Here is an 18,565-nt window from a genome sequence, read left to right as displayed (position 1 = left end):
AAAGATCCGCAAAAACGGGCGCAAATATATGCTGATTTACAACGTGAACTTATGCAAAAAGGACCTTATGCGTTTATTTACCAGCAATATAGCGTTGTCGCGATGACACCGGATGTCAAAAAATGGGTTTGGAATAGTGCACCGCGTATTTTTTATAGTAAAATTGAAAAATAAGAGTGTCTTTTGGTGTTGTCAAAGGTAAAATAGCTTGATCATAATTGCATGATGAAAATATTCTTTCATATAAAAGTCCTTCAGTTTCTTAAAGGATGAAACTGTGAGGGATGTTTGTGCTGTATATGATGGAGGTCGTTTATTAAGGGGGATGAATATAGAAAGTTATATTGGACAAGATCTTTGTTTGTGGCTACAGATTCTCTGCATCCCGAATATAGATTGATGTATGAGAGAATTATTTTATAGATGCTTAGTTTGATTAAATAAAGTTGATGTTTGATACTATGCTGTTTAAAAGATGAAAGAGCAAAATCACAACAGCTATGTGTGAAAAGGCATAAGAATATAATAGGAAAAAAATGGGAAAAAAATGTTGAAAAAATTTTCTGTTTTATTAGGCATAACAGCTTTTTTAAATGGGGCTATAGCATCAGCATTTAGTGCTTCATCTAAAGATATATTGGTGATGGCATGGAATATTGATTCAATGAGTAGTTTTGACCCAGCGCAAACTGTTGAAGTCGTGACGAGTGAGTTATTGACGAATATTTGTAGCGCGTTAGTACAATATGATGAACATGATCCTACAAAAATTCGCCCTGCTATGGCAAAATCTTGGGATGTTTTAGATAATGGCAAAAGAATAGTTTTTCATCTTCGTGATGATTTAAAGTTTAATGATGGAAGAACAGCAACGGCGCAAGATTTGGTATGGTCGATGCGGCGGATTATTAAATTAGGATTGAGCTATGCCCAATCTTTAATGGATTATGGGTTTACTAAAAACAATGTTGAAACAAATATTCAAGCTCTTGATGATAAGACTTTGCAATTAAAATTAGATAAACCCTACCCTATTCAGCTCATATTGACTGTTATTGGACAGTCTTATGCTTCTGCTTTGCTTGATCGGAAAACAATTGAAGCGCAGAGTATTAACGGTGATATGGGGAATAAATATTTAGCGACACATTCGGCTTGTGTTGGACCTTATAAATTGGTGAGCTGGTCTCCAGGAGATAAAGTTGTATTAGAGGCTACACAGCATTATTGGGGCGATGTGCCTAAAATTAAGAAGATTGTTGTGCAGCACGTAGCAGATTCATCAAGTCAAAGACTTCTTTTGGAAAAAGGTGATGTGGATATAGCGCGTGATCTTTCTTCAGAGGATATTTTAGATCTTGAAAAAAAGGGAGGCCCAGTCAAAATTAGTCGTGTTTTGCGCCCCCAGATTATTTATTTATCATTAAATAATAAGAATGCAATTTTTGCAAACGAAAAGGTTAGATTGGCACTTCGTTATTTGGTTGATTATGAAGGTCTTGGAAAAACTGTTTTGAAGGGGATTGCTATTCCGCGGGCAACTTATATGTCCTTGGGTGTTCCTGGTGCTTTGGATGAAAAAGAAGGTCTGCCTTTTAAGTTGGATTTGAAAAAAGCAAAACAGTTAATTACTGAGGCTGGTTATCCGAACGGTTTTAAAGCTAATCTTTTAGTTGGAAGCCTTAGTTATATGTCGTCTGTTGCACAGTCTATTCAAGCCAATGCACGTAAAATTGGTGTTGAGCTGACAATTGAAAAAATGGCACAAAATCAATTGTTGAGCCGTGTACGTGGTGGAAATTATGATACTGCTATTATGGGGTGGGGGAGTGCCGATCCTGATGGACATCCTGCCTCATTAAATCACGTGTTTAATCCTGATCCAACATTTACAAAAAAGCACAATATGTATTTGGCTTGGCGCGCTGGGTATTATGATGAAAATATTAATAACATGGTGATGGATGCTTTGTTTGAGAAAGACCCCAATAAGCGTATCATGCAATATCGTACTTTACAGCATTATGTGCTAGAGCATGGTCCTATGGTTTATTTATTTCAGACATATTATACCGTTGGTATGGGACCTGATGTCAAAAAATGGATTTGGAACAGTTATAGACTTTATTACAATGAAGCAGAAAAATAAAAAGAAGCATGTTATAGAGAAGGATTGTAGAACATGCTTAATAAGAGGTTGTTTCGTTATATAAAAAAAGGTATTTGCTTTATGTTTTGTCGCTACAGAGGGGATTTTTATAATGGTTTTGCCACTTTCAGAGACTGAAAGAGCTGTATCAGAAAAGCAGAAAAGATTATTTTTATGGGATTTTTTATGCAAAGGATTGAAACTTCTTATTTCAGTTTTTATCACATTGCTTGGGTTGGTGACGATCACTTTTTTTCTTGGTCATCTTCTTCCTCTAGATCCAGTTCTGTCTATTCTTGGTGATAATATCAGTCAGGAAGCTTATGATGCAATGTATTATAAGCTTGGTCTTGATAAGCCGTTGATTGTTCAATATTGGAAGTATCTTCATAATGTATTTTTATTTGACTTTGGAGATGCTTTAACTTCTGGGCGTCCTGTTCTAGCTGATATTATGCGTGTATTTCCTGCAACATTAGAGCTTGCAACCGTTGCTATTGTTATTGGCACAAGTCTTGGAATTCCATTTGGTGTTTTTGCAGCAATGTATCGCGATTCATTTATTGATTATGTTGTTCGTGTTTTTACACTTGTAAGTTATTCTACTCCAACGTTTTGGCTCGGTTTAATGGCTTTGTTAATATTTTACGCCAAGCTTGGCTGGGTTGGTGGTCCAGGACGTATTGATTTTCTTTATGAATATTCTTTCGAACCAAAAACAGGATTTTTCCTTTGGGATACTGCAAGCCAAGGACAATGGGAGGCTTTTGGTAATGTTTTTAGTCACATTATTATGCCTGCTTTGATCTTAGCTTTCGGTGCTATGGCTTATATTAGCCGTATGACTCGTGGGTTTATGATTGAGCAGCTTAATCAGGAATATATCATTACTGCACGTGTAAAGGGGTTATCGTGGGCGCGAACGGTATGGGGACATGCCTTTAAGAATGCTGCTGTTCAGGTTATTACCGTTGTTGCGCTTTCTTATGCTTTTTTATTAGAAGGGGCTGTTTTAACGGAGACAGTTTTTGCTTGGCCTGGTTTTGGACATTACTTGACAAATGCTCTTTTAGCCGGAGATATGAATGCAGTTGTAGGATGTACTTTACTTGTAGGATTTATCTTTGTCGCCATTAATTTATTTTCTGATTTGCTTTATCGCATTTTTGATCCAAGGACACGTTGAATATGACAGTAAGTAATCATCATAAATCGCAATCATCATCTTTTTTGGGCGGTTGGTTAAACGACCCTGTTCCAAGCTCCATAATTCAGGCGAACATACAAAGAATTTATCACGCACTGGTTAAGTTTTTTCATAACTTTTCGGCTGTATTCGGTCTGCTTATTATTTGTATTATTATCATATGTGCATTTTTTGCTCCTTGGATTGCTACGCATGATTTTCTTAGCAATGATCTAGGGCATCGGTTGCAGCCACCCTCTATGGCGCATTATTTTGGAACAGATGAATTAGGACGTGACATTTTTAGTCGCCTTGTTTTTGGTTCCCGTATTACTCTTTATGTTGTTTTTCTTACAACCATTATTGTAGGTCCAATAGGGCTTATTGTTGGAACTGTATCTGGTTATATGGGCGGATGGGTTGATACTGTGCTCATGCGCATTGTCGATATTTTTCTTGCTTTTCCAGGTTTGATTTTAGCTCTTGCATTTTCAGCCGCATTGGGACCAGGGATTGAAAATGCTTCTATTGCAATTTCAATTGCAGCATGGCCTCCAATTGCACGTTTAGCACGTGCTGAGACTTTGACAATACGTTCTTCTGATTATGTTTCTGTCGTTCGCTTGCAAGGGGCTTCTGCTTGGAGAATAATTTTGTTTCACGTTGCGCCCATGTGTATTCCTTCAGTGATTGTACGATTAACTTTAGATATGTCTGGAATTATTTTAACGGCTGCTGGTCTTGGTTTTTTAGGGTTGGGAGCTCAACTTCCAAGTCCTGAATGGGGTGCGATGCTTTCTTCAGGGCGGGAATTTATGATGACAAATTGGTGGTTGGCGGCAATACCAGGCTGTGCAATATTATTTGCAAGTCTTGCTTTCAACCTTTTAGGTGATGGTCTTCGTGATGTATTGGATCCACGCAATGGGTAATAAATTATTAGAAGTAGAAGATTTACGTATTTCTTTTCCTACAACGCGCGGCATTTCAGAAGTTGTGCGTGGCGTTAGTTTTTCTGTTGGAAAAGAAAAAATTGGAATTGTTGGTGAATCCGGATCTGGAAAATCGATGACTGGGCGCGCAATACTAAGGTTGAGTCCAAGAGCAGCCATTGTTAAAGCTAAAAAAATGCGCTTTGAGGATGTTGATTTATTGACCGCAAGTGAACCTCAGATGCGAAAAATCCGCGGGAAGCGTATTTCAATGATTTTACAGGACCCAAAATATTCACTTAATCCATTAATACGGATTGGTGAGCAGATTATGGAGGCTTACCGTATTCATTACCGCGTTTCAAAAGTTGAAGCGCAGGAACGGACTATATCTATGTTAGAATCTGTTCATATTCGTGATCCTGAACATGTGATGCGCCTATTTCCTCATGAAATATCAGGGGGGATGGGGCAGCGTGTGATGATTGCAATGATGCTCATTCCAAAACCTGATTTAATTATTGCCGATGAGCCAACATCTGCACTTGATATTACGGTCAGACGACAAGTTTTATCTGTATTAGATGAACTTGTGACAAAATCTGGAACGGGACTTATTTTCATTAGCCATGATTTGAATATGATTGCTGATTTTTGTGATCGTATTTTGGTGATGTATGCAGGCCGTGTGTTAGAAGAGTTGCCTGCTTCTGATTTGTCTCACGCTTGTCATCCTTATACGAAGGCATTGCTCGCGAGTTTGCCACGGCTTGATAATCCTGTTGATGTTTTGGCTGTTCCTGAGCGTGATCCTGATTGGTTACATAATCCTACGATTGTTAATGGTGTTGAGGAGGTTCCTCATGACAAATTGTGAGAATATTATTGATGTTTCTAATTTATCTGTAACTTTTGGTCATAGGCATAAGGCAGTAACAGTTGTTAAAAATGTTAATTTTCATATTAAGCGTGGTGAAGCTTATGGTTTGATTGGTGAATCCGGATGTGGAAAATCAACAATTTTGAATACATTGGTGGGGCTTATTCCAGATTATAGTGGAAAGTTCCTTTTTGCTGGACAAGAAGTCGAAAAGAAAAGAAGTAAGGATTTTTTACGCTGTATTCAAATGGTTTTTCAAGATCCTTATGCATCACTTCATCCAAGAAAAATGGTCCATACGGTTCTTTCTGAATCTCTCAAAATCCATGGGATGGATAACCAAAAGGAGCGGGTGGAGGATGCTTTAGATTCCGTTGGGTTAGATTCTTCATTTCTTTATCGTTATCCTCATGAGCTGTCTGGAGGGCAGCGTCAGCGTATTGCTCTTGCACGTGCTTTAATTATTGAACCAGAGGTCTTGTTGCTTGATGAGCCAACATCTGCATTGGATGTATCGGTACAGGCTGAAATTTTAAACTTGTTGAAATCGTTGCGAGCGAGAAAAAAGCTTACTTATTTGATGGTATCCCATGATCTTGCTGTTGTTGCACATATTTGTGAACGTGTTGGAATTATGCATAAAGGGATTATTCTTGAAGAGCTTAGCAATGATGAATTGCGTAATTTACATGCGCAACACGATTATACAAAGGAGTTTTTTGAAGCAAGTATAGAGCCTATTGTCCATAGAGAGCAAAGAGTATGATCGATTTTCCAAAAGAGAAAATACATTTTTCTGTTTTAGGTTTCGAGAAGTATTTAGTATCTTTGTTGTAATAGAGAGTTTTTGTATTTTTTATAGTGTGAAATCTTATCGATATAATTTATTGAGAGAAGTTTTAGCTCTCATATTTTTCACTTTATTAGTTGTACAACGTTATGAGTCATCTGCATGACTCATAACGCGCATTATGTATTTTTTTGTATAATTTGTTAATTATAAATTTATGTCTAGAAGTTTTCATTGTAGATGAGCATTAAACTTGTAAAAAATAATAGGTGATTAATAATGCTATGTTTTCTAGGAAAATTTATTCTTTAGAGTATAGTTTGATTTTTATTGTTTTGATTTGTTTATTCTTTTTTACAATGTTAGCTCTTATTTATCAGAAAATGCTAAGTTTTATTCTTTGCAAAAGAAGAAGCTGTTATGAAAATTTTTCAATGGTACATGAGAATGATTCAACTATTTTTGTTGTTTTCTATTCTTAATAAAGAGGTTCTTTGAAAGAAAAACAGATTTTATGAATAAAAAAGGCAGCATATTGTATTGCCATTTTTGATAAAGTGTATACAGATAACAATACGTCTGTTGTTATAGCCTTGATTTAAAACTGATAGTGTATTCCACCTGAAAAACTTGCTCCGGATATACCAGTTTTTTTAAAGCTGTTGTTGATAGCTGATTTCAATTTTGCTGTTTTGTCAATGATGGCATTGATGATATCTTCTTTTAGGATTTCATAGGATAAAAGAGTATTAAGATAAAAACCACTGTCACGCTGTTTACTGCTATAGGCGGTGAGTGAAATGACCATTTATTCAATATGCTCTTACTTGCTGTCTTGCATATTCTTTGGAGTGCAAAGAGAGTTGTCCATAGGTTTCTATAAGACCAAAATGTGTTGTAGATATTTTTCCTTTCTAGCGCGACAAAGTTAACAGCTCCTTGTAGAGCAGCATAACGAAGATGAGTACTGCTATAACCATATCTACTAGAAGTACTACTTATCAAAAAATAAGCTTCCTGTTTTTCCATAGGTGTATAAGAAAAAGCCATTCCGTTTGTCTTATTCTTTCCTTAAGACAAATGTCGCATATTGGTTAACAGTTGCACTTTGCTTAGCCATATCGGTCAATCCAGCATACAAGAGAGCACTGGGCATGATCAAAGAGTTTGTATTTATGGCACGATGTTTTTTACTTTTGAGTCGCTATCAAGCAGTAATGGTTGCAAGCGAAAATCCCAAAAATTTTTATTTTCTCCTAAAAGGTTTTGTTCAGTATTTGTTTTACTGTGGTTTGATTTTGGTCCATAAGCTTTCAGTATATATTTATAAGGTGAACCACTTATTGTGATATAGCCATTTGCAAGTTTGAAAGAGTTTTGATTTACTTTTCCAGACACTTGAATGAGTGAAAGACCACGTACACTGGTAAGAGCAGAAGTGTCTGCTTTAATATTGTTCTTTTCTAAATGTCCAGTGATATAAATCAGTGTAGTCCCTGAAACATCACCGTGAATCAGAAGATGGTCAGCTTTTTGTTTGTTTACGGCAGCGCTATCACTCCATTCGACATTGAAATGAATTTCTGCTTTTCCTGTAGCATTGTAGACTTTTTTAGTATTTGGTCTGCCAGATCCTATGTGCAACGTGTGATAATGATCTTCTGTTGGCTCTTCAAAAACAATAGAGCTGTCATTGATGTTAAGGACAGAAATATCAGAACGTACTCTTTGAGCAATATCAAGCAGTTGTTCGTTCTGGCTTTTTTTATTTGTGCTTGTTTTCAATGTCCATTTCGTATTGTTTTGCAAATCAAAGATTGTTTTGAATTTTTTTTCGGTGCTCACTTTGCCGTCTAAGACGGAGTGATCGGCGTTTAGTGTAAAAGTGAAATCATTTTTTTTCGTTGAAGCTTCGGTTACTAATAAAACATTGGCACGGATTTCTGAATTTTTGAGATTGACTTTACCAATTGATTCATTTGCATTAATTCCAGTACCATTTTTAATGTGAAGTTTTGTATTGGTTAAATTGACTTCTGATGTTTTATTGTTCTTGGATTTTTCAAATGCTATACCTCTATCTTCTGCTGTGACAGAAACATCTGTCACATCAATATGTCCATTATTATTTACAACAAATGCACTATTTTCGGCAATTACTGTTCCTCCGATCATTTTAATCATCCCGCCATTTTCTGAAGAAAGTCCGATCTCAGCATTTTTAATCGTTGTGTGGCCATATAATTCAACTAAACTGCCAACATCTTGGCTTTCCGCACCGGATCCGTTGCTATCTGCTGTTATTAGAGTAACATTCGTGGCTTTAATACGTCCACCATTTTGGGCAGATAATGCAGTAGTTTTACCTTGTACTGTTCCTCCCGTTACGGTAACGACAGATTTTGAGTCTTTTGCATAGAGTCCAGCGTCGTCAGATGATGTAATTTGAGTATTGTCAGTTAAAGTAATGGTACTGCCGTTTATGGCAGATATTGCTGCACCTTCTGCGTTAAATGATCCTCCAGAAACTGTTATTTGAGAACCATTATCTGAAATTATGCTATTGATTGCTTGCGGAACGGTTACATTTTCTAAAGTAATGGCACTTCTTCTTGCAATTATTGCGTTGATCAGTAGTGTATTGTCCTTACTATTTAATATCGTTACATCTTTCAGTTTGTTATTGCTCTTATTTTTTAACAAATGAACGCCAGATTCGGAAGCAGTAATTGTTCCTCCGATCATTTTGATTGTACTATCGTTTTGCGCATCAATTCCGATTTTAACGTCACTGATCGTTGTATTTCCAAGCAATTCAATCACACTGTTAGAGCCAGAGGAAGCTGCACCAGCAGCTACACCACTGCCATTATTAGTTGCTTTTAAAGCAACATTTGTAACCGTAATATGGCCACCTATATCTGCTTCTAAGGCTGTATATTTTCCTGTCACGCTTCCTGTTGTCATTATAATCGTGGATTTTGAGTCTTGTGCATAGAGTCCTGCTTCATCATATGACGTAATTTGAGCATTGTCCGTTAAGGTGATGCTGCTGCCGTTTTGAGCACATATTGTTGCATAGCTTGAATCAAATGATCCTCCAGAGATTGTTATGTTAGAACGATTATTTGCAATTACGCTGTTGCCTGTTTGAGTCACTTTTACATTTTTTAAAGTGAGTCTACTTTCTTTCTCTAGACGTATTCCGTTGCCTGAATTTTTATCTTTACCGGTTGATATTATTACATTTTCTAGTTTGTTTTTGGTGCTCTTACTGTTCACGAAGCCAACACCAGTTGCAGAAGCCGTAATGGTTCCCCCTATCATTTTAATTACGCCATCATTACTTGCCAAAAGCCCGACAGTAGCATTCTTAATCGTTGTATTTCCATATAATTCAATCATACTATTAGCGCTATCAACTCCTGCTCCTCCCCCATTGCCATTTGTTGTTGTTAGAGAAACATCTGTGACCTTAATATGCCCACCGTTTTCTGCATTTAATGCTAATTCTCCGGTTACTGTTCCCCCCGTCATTGTGATGGTAGAATGTAAACCATTTGTATAGAGTCCTTTGCTATTCGATGATGATGATGTAACTTGTACATTGCCTTTTTTACTACTAGTTAAAGTAATGTTACTACCGTTTCCAGCGTATACTCCTACGGTTTTCCCCTCAAATGATCCTCCAGAAACCGTTACTTTAGAATGATTATTCGCAGCTATGCCGCTTTTTGCCTGCGTAACTGTTACATTTTCTAAAGTGACTTTACTTTCCTTATCGGCACCTATTCCTGTGATTTTAGGCTCTTTATCGTTACTGCTCGATATTTTCACATTTTCTAGCTTGTTTTCATCGCTCTTACTATTGTAGAAACCAGCACCGGTTTCAGAAGCTGTAATGGTCCCTCCGATCATTTTTATCATTCCACTGTTTTGTGCATGAAGACCGACTACAGCATTCTTAATTGTTGTATTCCCATGCAATTCAATCATGCTGTTCGGACCGCCGGCGACAACTGTTCCGATTTTATCATTCGTCGCTGTTAACGCAACATCCGTGACCTTGATATGTCCACCATTTTCTGCAACCAACGCCATTTTTTCTGTGATTATGCTTCCTCCCGTCATTTCGATTGTGGTTTCTGAATCTGTTGCATGAAGTCCAGTGCCATGAGATGATGTAGCTTGAACATTGTTGGTCAGAGTTACGCGACTGCCATTGTAAGCAGATATTGCTGCCTTTGTGGCATCAAATGACCCTCCCAATACCGTGATTTCAGATTTATTATTTGCAGTAACGCTATTCATTGCCTTAGTCACTTTTACATTTTCTAAAGTGACTTGACTGCCATTGTACGCAAATACACCACCGGATAGTGGTGCTTTGCCCTTGCCACTTGATATTATTATATCTTTTAGCTTGTTTCCAGCGTTCTTACTATTATTGAAGCTAGCACCAATATAGGAAGCGTTAATGGATCCTCCAGTCATTTTGATCATAGCATTATCTTTTGCAAAAAGTCCACCTCCATCACCGCTAATGGTTGTATTTCCGAGCAACTCAATTATGGTATCAGAATTGTAAGCATTGACAGTGAAAGTTGGGCTATTTATTATTTTTAAGGACACGTCTGTGACTTGAATATGGCCACCTTTGGTTGCAGATAATGCGGCATCTTTTCCTGTTATATTTCCTCCCGTCATTGTGATCTTGGCTTTTGAGCCTTCTGCATAGAGACCAACGTTATCAGATGATGTAATTTGAGCATTGTTAGTTAAAGTAATCGTGCCGCTGCTTAGAGCATGTATTGATGCGCCTTTTGCATCAAATGATCCTCCAGAGATTGTGACCTTAGACTGATTATTTGCGACGACGCTATTCATTGCCTTACTCACCTTTAGATTTTCTAAAGTGACTTCACTGTCTTTGTCTGCAACTATTGCAAAATTTAGTGGTTCTTTGCCTTTGCCACTTGATATTATTATATCTTTTAGCTTGTTTTCAGCATTCTTACTGTTCAAGAATTTAGCGCCAGTTTTGGAAACTGTAATAGTTCCCCCAGTCATTTTTAGTGTAGCACCATCTTTTGCTTCAAGACCGAAGAAAATGTTAGAACCAGTTCCTTTAATGGTTGTAGCATCCAGTAATTCAATCGCAGTGTTAGAACCTTCAGCTGTTATAGCGTGCGTATTTGTACTTATATTGGTGTTTGTTTTTTTGTTTCCGATTATCGTCAAATGCTTGCCGATAATTTGGCCACCTTTTTTTGCGTGAATAATTTCATAGGTTTCGTTGGAAACTTCTTTTTTACTTTCTGAAATTTCAAGATTTTTAGCTTGTGCATTAAGATGGATACCAGACAGTACAACTGCCATAATTGCTGTGCAGGATAGAAGAAATTTTTTAGGCATCAGTCCACTCCTTTTAAAGCCCCCAACATTCATTTTCCCGCCGACTTCATAAGAAGAAGTGAAAATAGATGGTTTTCAATAAAATAACCGATTCAGCCTATTTTGTTTATTCTTACCTGTCAAATTAAAGTATATGATAATATAATTTATATTCAATTTAAATGTATTATTAAATAATAATTCTTTTTTTAGCTTACTATTTAGTAATTAAATATTTTTTATAAATATAAAATGAATATTCAGAAATAATATTTTAAGTGAATTTTAGCTTATGTAGATTTTTGTTGAAGGCGCATAATATCGGTTACAATTTTTTCCGCATTAAGGAAAAAGGGGAGGGCAAGCGCTGTTGGGAGCAATAAGCAAAAATGAAAAAAGTTTCCTCATTTTGGATTTAAAACGCGTTTTCTGTTTAAGATAAAGAATACTGCTTGATGTGTTTTTACAAAGCGTAGCATTCTTCTTGAATGTGTCGCATGAATTTGTTGAGGATTCTTGTTATGTTTATTGTATCTGATTGAATAAGTTTCGTAGAAGAATGTTCTGCGCTGCATTTTTCACATGAATAGAAGAGAGATCCTTGAAAAGAGAAAGACGGCTTTAATATACAAAAAAAGGCAGCACTATTGTGCTGCTTTTTGTTAAATTAAATAGAATGATAGGCTATTTTTACAGCCTTGTCTTAAAACTGATAGCGTATTCCACCTGAAAAGCTTGCACCACTTATACCAGTTTTCTGAAGCTTCTGTTGATAGCTTACATCACCATGAAGGGAGAAATTGTGAGACAGTTGTGCATTGATGCCAATGCCGCCTTCAATTGCAGGTCCCATAGGATCAAGGTCAAAGTCTCTACCAATATGAATGCTACCATCATCACCAAAGGTTTTGATCAAGTTTACTTTTCCATAGAAAGACATAGGACGGTTGTTTTCAGTGGAAATGGTTTTGGTCAAACGTCCACCAACACGGATCAACCATTGAGAAGGATTGTTCATATCAACAGCAAAATTATCAGCATCTTCAATGGTATTAAACATCAAATGTTGATAGGCAATTTGTGCTTGTGGCTCAAATGTTAAACCTTCCATATTGGTTGCAAATTCTTTGCCAACAGTGGTGGAAATACTCAACATTTTGGCATCGTTCAACTTTGCGGTATTGCCTCTGATGGCATTGGCGATATGCCCTTTTAGGATACCGTAGGATAAGAGTGCATCAATGTAGAAACCATTGTTGTGTTGTATACTACCATAGGCTGTCAGTGACCATTTATCTAGCGTGTTCTTCCCTGCATCTGATATGTCCTTTGGTGTAAACGACAGCTGCCCATAGGTGCCTACAAGACCGAGATGTGTTGCGGTATTTTGTCCTTCAATTGCTGCCAATGTGACACCGGCTTGGAGAGCAGCATAACGAATATCAGCACCATAACCATATTTGAGAGGACCACGTTCAGAAGATAAAGTTCCTGTGCTTCCGTAAGTGTAGAGGAAGAAACCTGTTTGTTTCTCTTCTTCTTTTCCTAAGACGGATGTTCTGATATTGGCTAAGAGCGCGTTTTGTTTAGCCATATCGGTTAATCCACTGTAGAAGAGAGCATTTGGCATGACCAAATAGCTTGCTGTCTGTGGTACAAGAGCGGCTACACTTGGACCAGAGCCAGAACCTGAACCCGATCCAGCAGAACCAGAACCCGAGCCAGCAGAACCTGAACCCGAGCCAGCAGAACCTGAACCAGTTTCAAGAATTTCTTTGTGTAAACGGAAATCCCAGAAATTTTCATTCTTTTCATCAAACAGGTTTTGCGCAATATCGGCTTGTCCATGGCTTGAGTCTGGTCCATAAGCAGTCAGCGTATATTTATAAGGTTCTCCCCCTAGTGTGGTATAGCCATTTGCCAGTTTGAAAGAGTCTTCCTGTGCTTTCCCAGAGACTTGAATAAGCGAAAGTCCACCGATATTCGAAGGATCAGCAGCATTTACTACACTATTTTTATCCCCTGAATCGCTTTTGATATAAACTGTTGTGTTGCCTGAGACATCACCGTGAATGAGAAGCCTATCAGTTTTTTGATCGGCACTTGCTACACCATCACTCCAAGCAATGTTGAAGTAAATCTGTGCATCACCCGTTGCATTGTAGACTGCTGTGCTGTCTGGTTTACCAGAACCTATATGCAATGTGTGATAATGCTCTTCTGTTGGTCCATTAAAGATAATGGAGCTATTGTCGAGATTAAGCGTGGAAATATCAGAACGAGATCTTTGAGCAATATCAATCAGTTGGCCATCATCATCTTTTTCTTTTGTACTGGTCTTTAGTGTCCATGTTGTCTTGTTTTTCAGATCAAAGTGTACATTTCTGTCTTTAGCAATATTTGCTCTGCCTTCTAAAGTAGACTGATCAGCGCTTAAGGTGAAGGTGCCGTTGGAGATCGCTTTAACCTCTTTATTGTTCCAATAATTGTCGTTTTTCCAAGATTTTGGATTTTCGAAAAGACCATCTCCTAACAATACATCAGCATGGATTTCTGAATTTTTGAGATTGACTGTACCGATTGATAAAGTTGGAATATCTTCCATGTTTGTGTTAGTGAAACCTCCAACAAAAATTCCAGTACCATTTTCAGCGTGAACATCTGCATTGGTTAAATTGATTTCATTGCTTTGATGTTTTTGAGGTACATCTGATTTAATATTATAGAGGGCTATAAATTGCAAACCAGAAACTCCTGCTGTTAGAGAAGCATTCTGGACATCAATATGTCCGTTAAATGCCGCCCATAGTGCAACTTTTTTTGCATCTATTTTATTTTTTATTGTATTCTGTGCTGCTCCAATATAACCATTCGTCATCTTAATCGTGCTATTATTCCCTGCTGTGAGACCAACATCAAAATTTTGAATGGTTGTTTTACCATTTAACTTAATTAAACTATCAGGTTCCGCAACGTTTACACCAACGGTCATTGTTTTACTTTCACCACCGGTTATAATTAAATCTCCGCTAATGATTTCACTTCCACCGTCTGCATAAAAACCTTCATCGACATTTTGAATGGTTGTTTTGCCCATTAACCTAACTTCACTACCAGAGTCCGATGTCCATACACCAGTGCGTTCGTTGTCGGGGCCTTGATCAATCGCTTCACCACCGATTATCGATAAGTTTTCGCTAATGATTTTGCCACCATTAACGGCATCGAGTCCGCTCAAAGTATTATTAATTATTGTATCACCATGCAATTGAATTGTGCTGTCATCGCCACTTACAAATGCACCGCTTCCTTTTCCCTCTGTTGTTAAAGCAACATCTGTGGCATCAATCTGTCCGCCTTTTTCTGCAAATAATGCAGCGTCTTTCCCATTTACCTTTCCTCCCGTCATTATGATAGTGGCTTTTTCTGCATTGGATTTTTGTCCATCAGCATGAAGACCATAAGCATCAGATGAAATGACTTCAGTGCCGTTTAAAGTAATTCTGCTGTAGTTTTGAGCATATACACCATCAATTTTTCCATTGAATGTTCCTTTGGAGACTTTTACTATGGAGAAATCATTTGCAGATATGCCTGTTAGTGCTTTAGTAACGGTCACATTGTTCAAAGTTACTGTGCTGTTGTAAGCTCTTATTCCCTTATCCATAAGGGTGTCATCTTTGCCGCTCGATATTGTAACATCTTCCAACGTGCTTTCGTTAATACTCATTTCGAAAATAGCACCTATATGAGATGCAGCAATGGAACCATCAATCATCTTGATAGTCGCTCCATCTCGTACATCAAGGCCGTTTGCAACTTTTTCAATGGTTGTTGTACCGTTTAATGTAATCATACTGTTGGAATAGGCTATTGCACCAGTGCTGTTTTCAGTTTCAGAGCCGGTTATTGTTAGATTGTTGCTAACAATTTTGCTCCCAAGTGTTGCCTTAAGACCGTTTGTTACTTTTTCAATGGTTGTTGTACCGTTTAATGTAATCATACTGTTGAAATAGACTATTGCACCAGTACTGTTTTCAGTTTCAGAGCCGGTTATTGTTAGATTGTTGCTAACAATTTTGCCCCCAAGTGTTGCCGTAAGACCGTTTGTTACTTTTTCAATGGTTGTTGAGCCTTTTAATTCAATCTCACTACCAAGATTTTGAGTTGCTACACCAACACCTGTATTACTTCCTTCTATTGTTAAATTTTCGCTAACGATTTTGCCCTTATTTTCTGCCCAAAGCCCATTTATGGCTTTTTCAATGGTTGTTTCCCCTTTTAACGTAATTTTGCTACCATCACCTTCAGAGATTACACCAGTTTTTTTAGATTCAGGAACGATTATTTTTAAATCCTTGCCAATGATTTTTCCGCCGGTTTTTGCATGAATAATCTCATAGGTTTTTCCGAGTTCGGATACTGTCTTTCCCTCAGACACTTCGAGACTTTCAGCATGTGCATTGAACTGGATGTTGAATAGGATGATAGCGGCTGTAGCCGTGCATGATAAAAGGGATGTTTTATACACCAATATTCTCCTTATGAGAGCCCCAAAATATTCATTCCCCCGAAAACTTCATAAGAAGAAGTGAAAATGGATAGTTGTTATTAATTTCGATAATTGTCTTTAGTTTTGTAATATATTTTTGGTTTCTTGTCAAAATTAAAGATTAACTAATATTAAATTTGTATAAATTTATATTTAACAAACAATGTTATTATAATACTTACATATTTTATATTGTTTTTTGTGAATTAATAATAATGTTTTTTATGATACTTATGCAGTTTTATATTTTATCAAAGTGAGTTATGACGGTAATACTCAAACACTGTTTCTAGCACTTTTGATTATTTCTACCTTATTTATCATAAGATTCTAACGTATTTGATCTTGATATCGAAAGGAGTTGACTATTTTAGCATACAGAACACGTTTTTTCTTCTGTTGGGATATTTTAATAGGATACGAACGTTTACTAAGCTTTTGATAAATAACTAGTTTTCGGTAAGCGGTTGATGTATCGATGACATTTGAAAGAACTAGAGCCCAAGCGTATAAATCTCAATCAATTAAAGTGCTTGAAGTTGAAGGTTTGAAACCAGCAGTGCTTTTATATCATCAAAGTGCACCTTCATTGAAGGATCATTGCTTTCGTTCTTTTGAATTTTTGACACACTCTTGACAAGAAAATCTAAAAAATTGCTTCTGAAGAATTTTTTATAATATAATAAAATATATAACGTTTTTATGGTGATAGGTTTATGAGATATAAAGTTGAATTGGTAATCACCGTGATTGCTTTTACTCTCTCTGGTTGTTTTAACCTTGATTCTGAAAAGTTAAGAAGGGACGAGAGGCTTTATCATGATGCATTCATGGGCTGGTCTATGAAAGAAAAGTCTCTTACAAAAAATTATACTGCTATCATCATGGCTGATCCGCAACCCTGGCGTTTAAACTCTGGTGATGCCAATGGAATATCCAACAGAGAGCCATGGTTAAAGATAAATGAGCAGGTTGCTGGTGTGATAAAAGCGCACAAGGCCGCGTTCCATATTGTCAATGGTGATCTGACGGAGTTTGGACAACAAAAAAACTATGATGATTATAAAAATATTTATAAAACTCTTGGAGCGCCTGTCTATGAGGGTCTAGGGAATCATGATTATGCCAATAATGTTGGTAATTGTACAAATCCTCAAGAATTCAGTTTTTACAAAGATGCTTGTGCTATAAGTGCAGTTTCAAGAATGGTATCGGAAATCAAAAAATATCGTAGTCAATTATCGCATTTCAATGCAGATGTTACGGAAAGTTTGGTTCCCATTTCGGGTGGAAATATTCGCTCGATAAGGGGAAGTTTGAGTTATTCTTGGGATTATGGAGATGTTCACTATGTGCAGCTTCACAATTATCCAAGCTATACGGTTCGTTTGATGGGACAGTCTATACAGGTGCAAATCAATAAATCTTTAGATTGGCTTAGGAACGATTTAGCTGCTGCTGATGCAAGAGGTAAAGTGACAATCATTAATTTTCATGATGCGCGTGCTGCCTCCATTGATGGTGAATCCTTTTTTATTTGTAAAAAGAATGCTAAAGATTTGTCGGTCTTTAAGTCAATTATTACTTCTCATAATGTTAAAGCAATCTTCGTGGGTCACACGCATTATCAGTCTTATTGCCGTGCGAAAAATGATAAGGTTTTTGGAAATATCCCTATCTATACAGCTGGTGCGCTTTTTAATGGAGATTATTACCTCATAGATGTGAAGGGAAAGACCATTCACGTTAAAGCCTATAATGGAGAAATAGGAAAACCGCTTTTAATTAAAGATCTTGGTGTTATAGGGAAAGACACCCAATTTTCCGAAAGTTGCAGTCAGTTATAATAGGATTTTTTCTTTGTTTTAAGGATGAAGGAAAAACGTATTATATGCGTGGACTTGAAGAGCAATGAGAGTGTCTAAGTGTTACTTAAAAATAGAATAAAAAATCAGACATCTTTTTCATATTTTTTTCAAAAATGCTAAAATATTAGGTTAAGCGCTATAAGTGCAATGGTTTAATGTGAACTGAGCTTTAATACAAAAGCTTTAATACAAAGCGGAATAATGGTTTGTTATTCTATTTTTTCTTTTTAGGCTTTCATCTTTGAAAAGAAGAGGAGGGTGTCGAGGAAGTATCCAGAATTACCAAGAAAGCTTTTTGTTTTGATTAATTTTTTACTTATAATCTTCAAACAATTGATGTTTTGTGATGCTGTACAATTTCTTTTGATTAATCGTATGAACTTTTAATTGTATTACAATTTTATCTTCTTCTTTTATACGTAAGTAAATAGATACAATACGATACAAATATTAGTGTCTGTTTATAGTGGTTATGGTTTCACGCAATTACTCTTAGATGACACTCACATGTCTTGACAGTTTTATCTTTGCTTGGAGAAAAGTGTAAAAAGGGGATTTTAAGAAGTTTCAGTTTAGAAAGAGTTTTTTTGCCCGCGAAAAGCTCTCTGATGCTGCCAAGGCAAGTATGGAACAAGCTGGGGAAGATTTAGCGAGTTGGATTGTCGATGGTTTTATGGGCACCATCTCACAATTGACAGATTTTTGTAAATCTTTGCCTCATCGTATGAAGGGGTGGTTTGGGTCCATTAATTTAAGAGAGTTTTTGCCAAGTTTTTTGGGAGGCACAACAGCCATTCAACCGATTGCACAATTT

Annotated in this window: 9 protein-coding genes and 2 pseudogenes; 8 read left to right on the top strand and 3 right to left on the bottom strand. The window is 36.8% G+C overall.

The genetic code is table 11. The features are described 5' to 3' along the window. The 6 genes and pseudogenes from ACFIKQ_RS08515 to ACFIKQ_RS08490 form a co-directional block, all read left to right on the top strand. Positions 1-174: pseudogene (locus ACFIKQ_RS08515) on the top strand (ABC transporter substrate-binding protein); the annotation flags it as partial. A gap of 373 nt (positions 175-547) precedes the next feature. After that, positions 548-2,149, top strand: a complete 1,602-nt coding sequence (locus ACFIKQ_RS08510; RefSeq protein ID WP_375636654.1) for an ABC transporter substrate-binding protein — start codon at positions 548-550, stop codon at positions 2,147-2,149. A gap of 112 nt (positions 2,150-2,261) precedes the next feature. After that, positions 2,262-3,335 carry an ABC transporter permease gene (locus ACFIKQ_RS08505; RefSeq protein ID WP_015856298.1) on the top strand — a complete coding sequence of 358 codons (1,074 nt, stop codon included), beginning with the start codon at positions 2,262-2,264 and terminating at the stop codon, positions 3,333-3,335. 2 nt (positions 3,336-3,337) lie between these two features. Beyond that, on the top strand, positions 3,338-4,267 hold the full coding sequence (locus ACFIKQ_RS08500) for an ABC transporter permease (RefSeq protein WP_015856299.1): 930 nt from the start codon (positions 3,338-3,340) through the stop codon (positions 4,265-4,267). After that, positions 4,260-5,144, top strand: a complete 885-nt coding sequence (locus ACFIKQ_RS08495) for an ABC transporter ATP-binding protein (protein ID WP_015856300.1) — start codon at positions 4,260-4,262, stop codon at positions 5,142-5,144. The genes ACFIKQ_RS08500 and ACFIKQ_RS08495 overlap by 8 nt, the downstream gene beginning before the upstream one ends. After that, complete coding sequence (locus ACFIKQ_RS08490; protein WP_015856301.1) at positions 5,131-5,913, top strand: ABC transporter ATP-binding protein; 783 nt, start codon at positions 5,131-5,133, stop codon at positions 5,911-5,913. The genes ACFIKQ_RS08495 and ACFIKQ_RS08490 overlap by 14 nt, the downstream gene beginning before the upstream one ends. A gap of 622 nt (positions 5,914-6,535) precedes the next feature. Here the strand turns inward: ACFIKQ_RS08490 and ACFIKQ_RS08485 are convergent. The 3 genes from ACFIKQ_RS08485 to ACFIKQ_RS08475 all read right to left on the bottom strand — a co-directional run bounded on the left by ACFIKQ_RS08485 (position 6,536) and on the right by ACFIKQ_RS08475 (position 15,334). Next, the gene (locus tag ACFIKQ_RS08485) at positions 6,536-6,745 is read right to left on the bottom strand and encodes a hypothetical protein (RefSeq protein WP_375656263.1); all 210 of its coding nucleotides are present in this window, start codon (positions 6,743-6,745) and stop codon (positions 6,536-6,538) included. A 365-nt stretch (positions 6,746-7,110) separates the two neighbouring features. Continuing rightward, positions 7,111-11,352, bottom strand: a complete 4,242-nt coding sequence (locus tag ACFIKQ_RS08480) for a right-handed parallel beta-helix repeat-containing protein (protein WP_375656262.1) — start codon at positions 11,350-11,352, stop codon at positions 7,111-7,113. 682 nt (positions 11,353-12,034) lie between these two features. Further along, complete coding sequence (locus ACFIKQ_RS08475; RefSeq protein WP_375656264.1) at positions 12,035-15,334, bottom strand: autotransporter outer membrane beta-barrel domain-containing protein; 3,300 nt, start codon at positions 15,332-15,334, stop codon at positions 12,035-12,037. 1,265 nt (positions 15,335-16,599) lie between these two features. Here ACFIKQ_RS08475 and ACFIKQ_RS08470 point away from each other — a divergent pair. Together ACFIKQ_RS08470 and ACFIKQ_RS08465 are read left to right on the top strand one after the other, a co-directional pair. Continuing rightward, positions 16,600-17,730, top strand: a complete 1,131-nt coding sequence (locus ACFIKQ_RS08470) for a metallophosphoesterase (RefSeq protein ID WP_375656261.1) — start codon at positions 16,600-16,602, stop codon at positions 17,728-17,730. A gap of 646 nt (positions 17,731-18,376) precedes the next feature. Then, positions 18,377-18,565 (top strand): annotated as a pseudogene (locus ACFIKQ_RS08465) (hypothetical protein); the annotation flags it as partial.

This window comes from Bartonella sp. MR63HLJHH, assembly GCF_042194155.1.
Lineage (GTDB): Bacteria > Pseudomonadota > Alphaproteobacteria > Rhizobiales > Rhizobiaceae > Bartonella > Bartonella grahamii.
The sequence above is the reverse complement of the archived record's forward strand: the minus strand, read 5'-3'. Positions and strand labels throughout refer to the sequence as shown.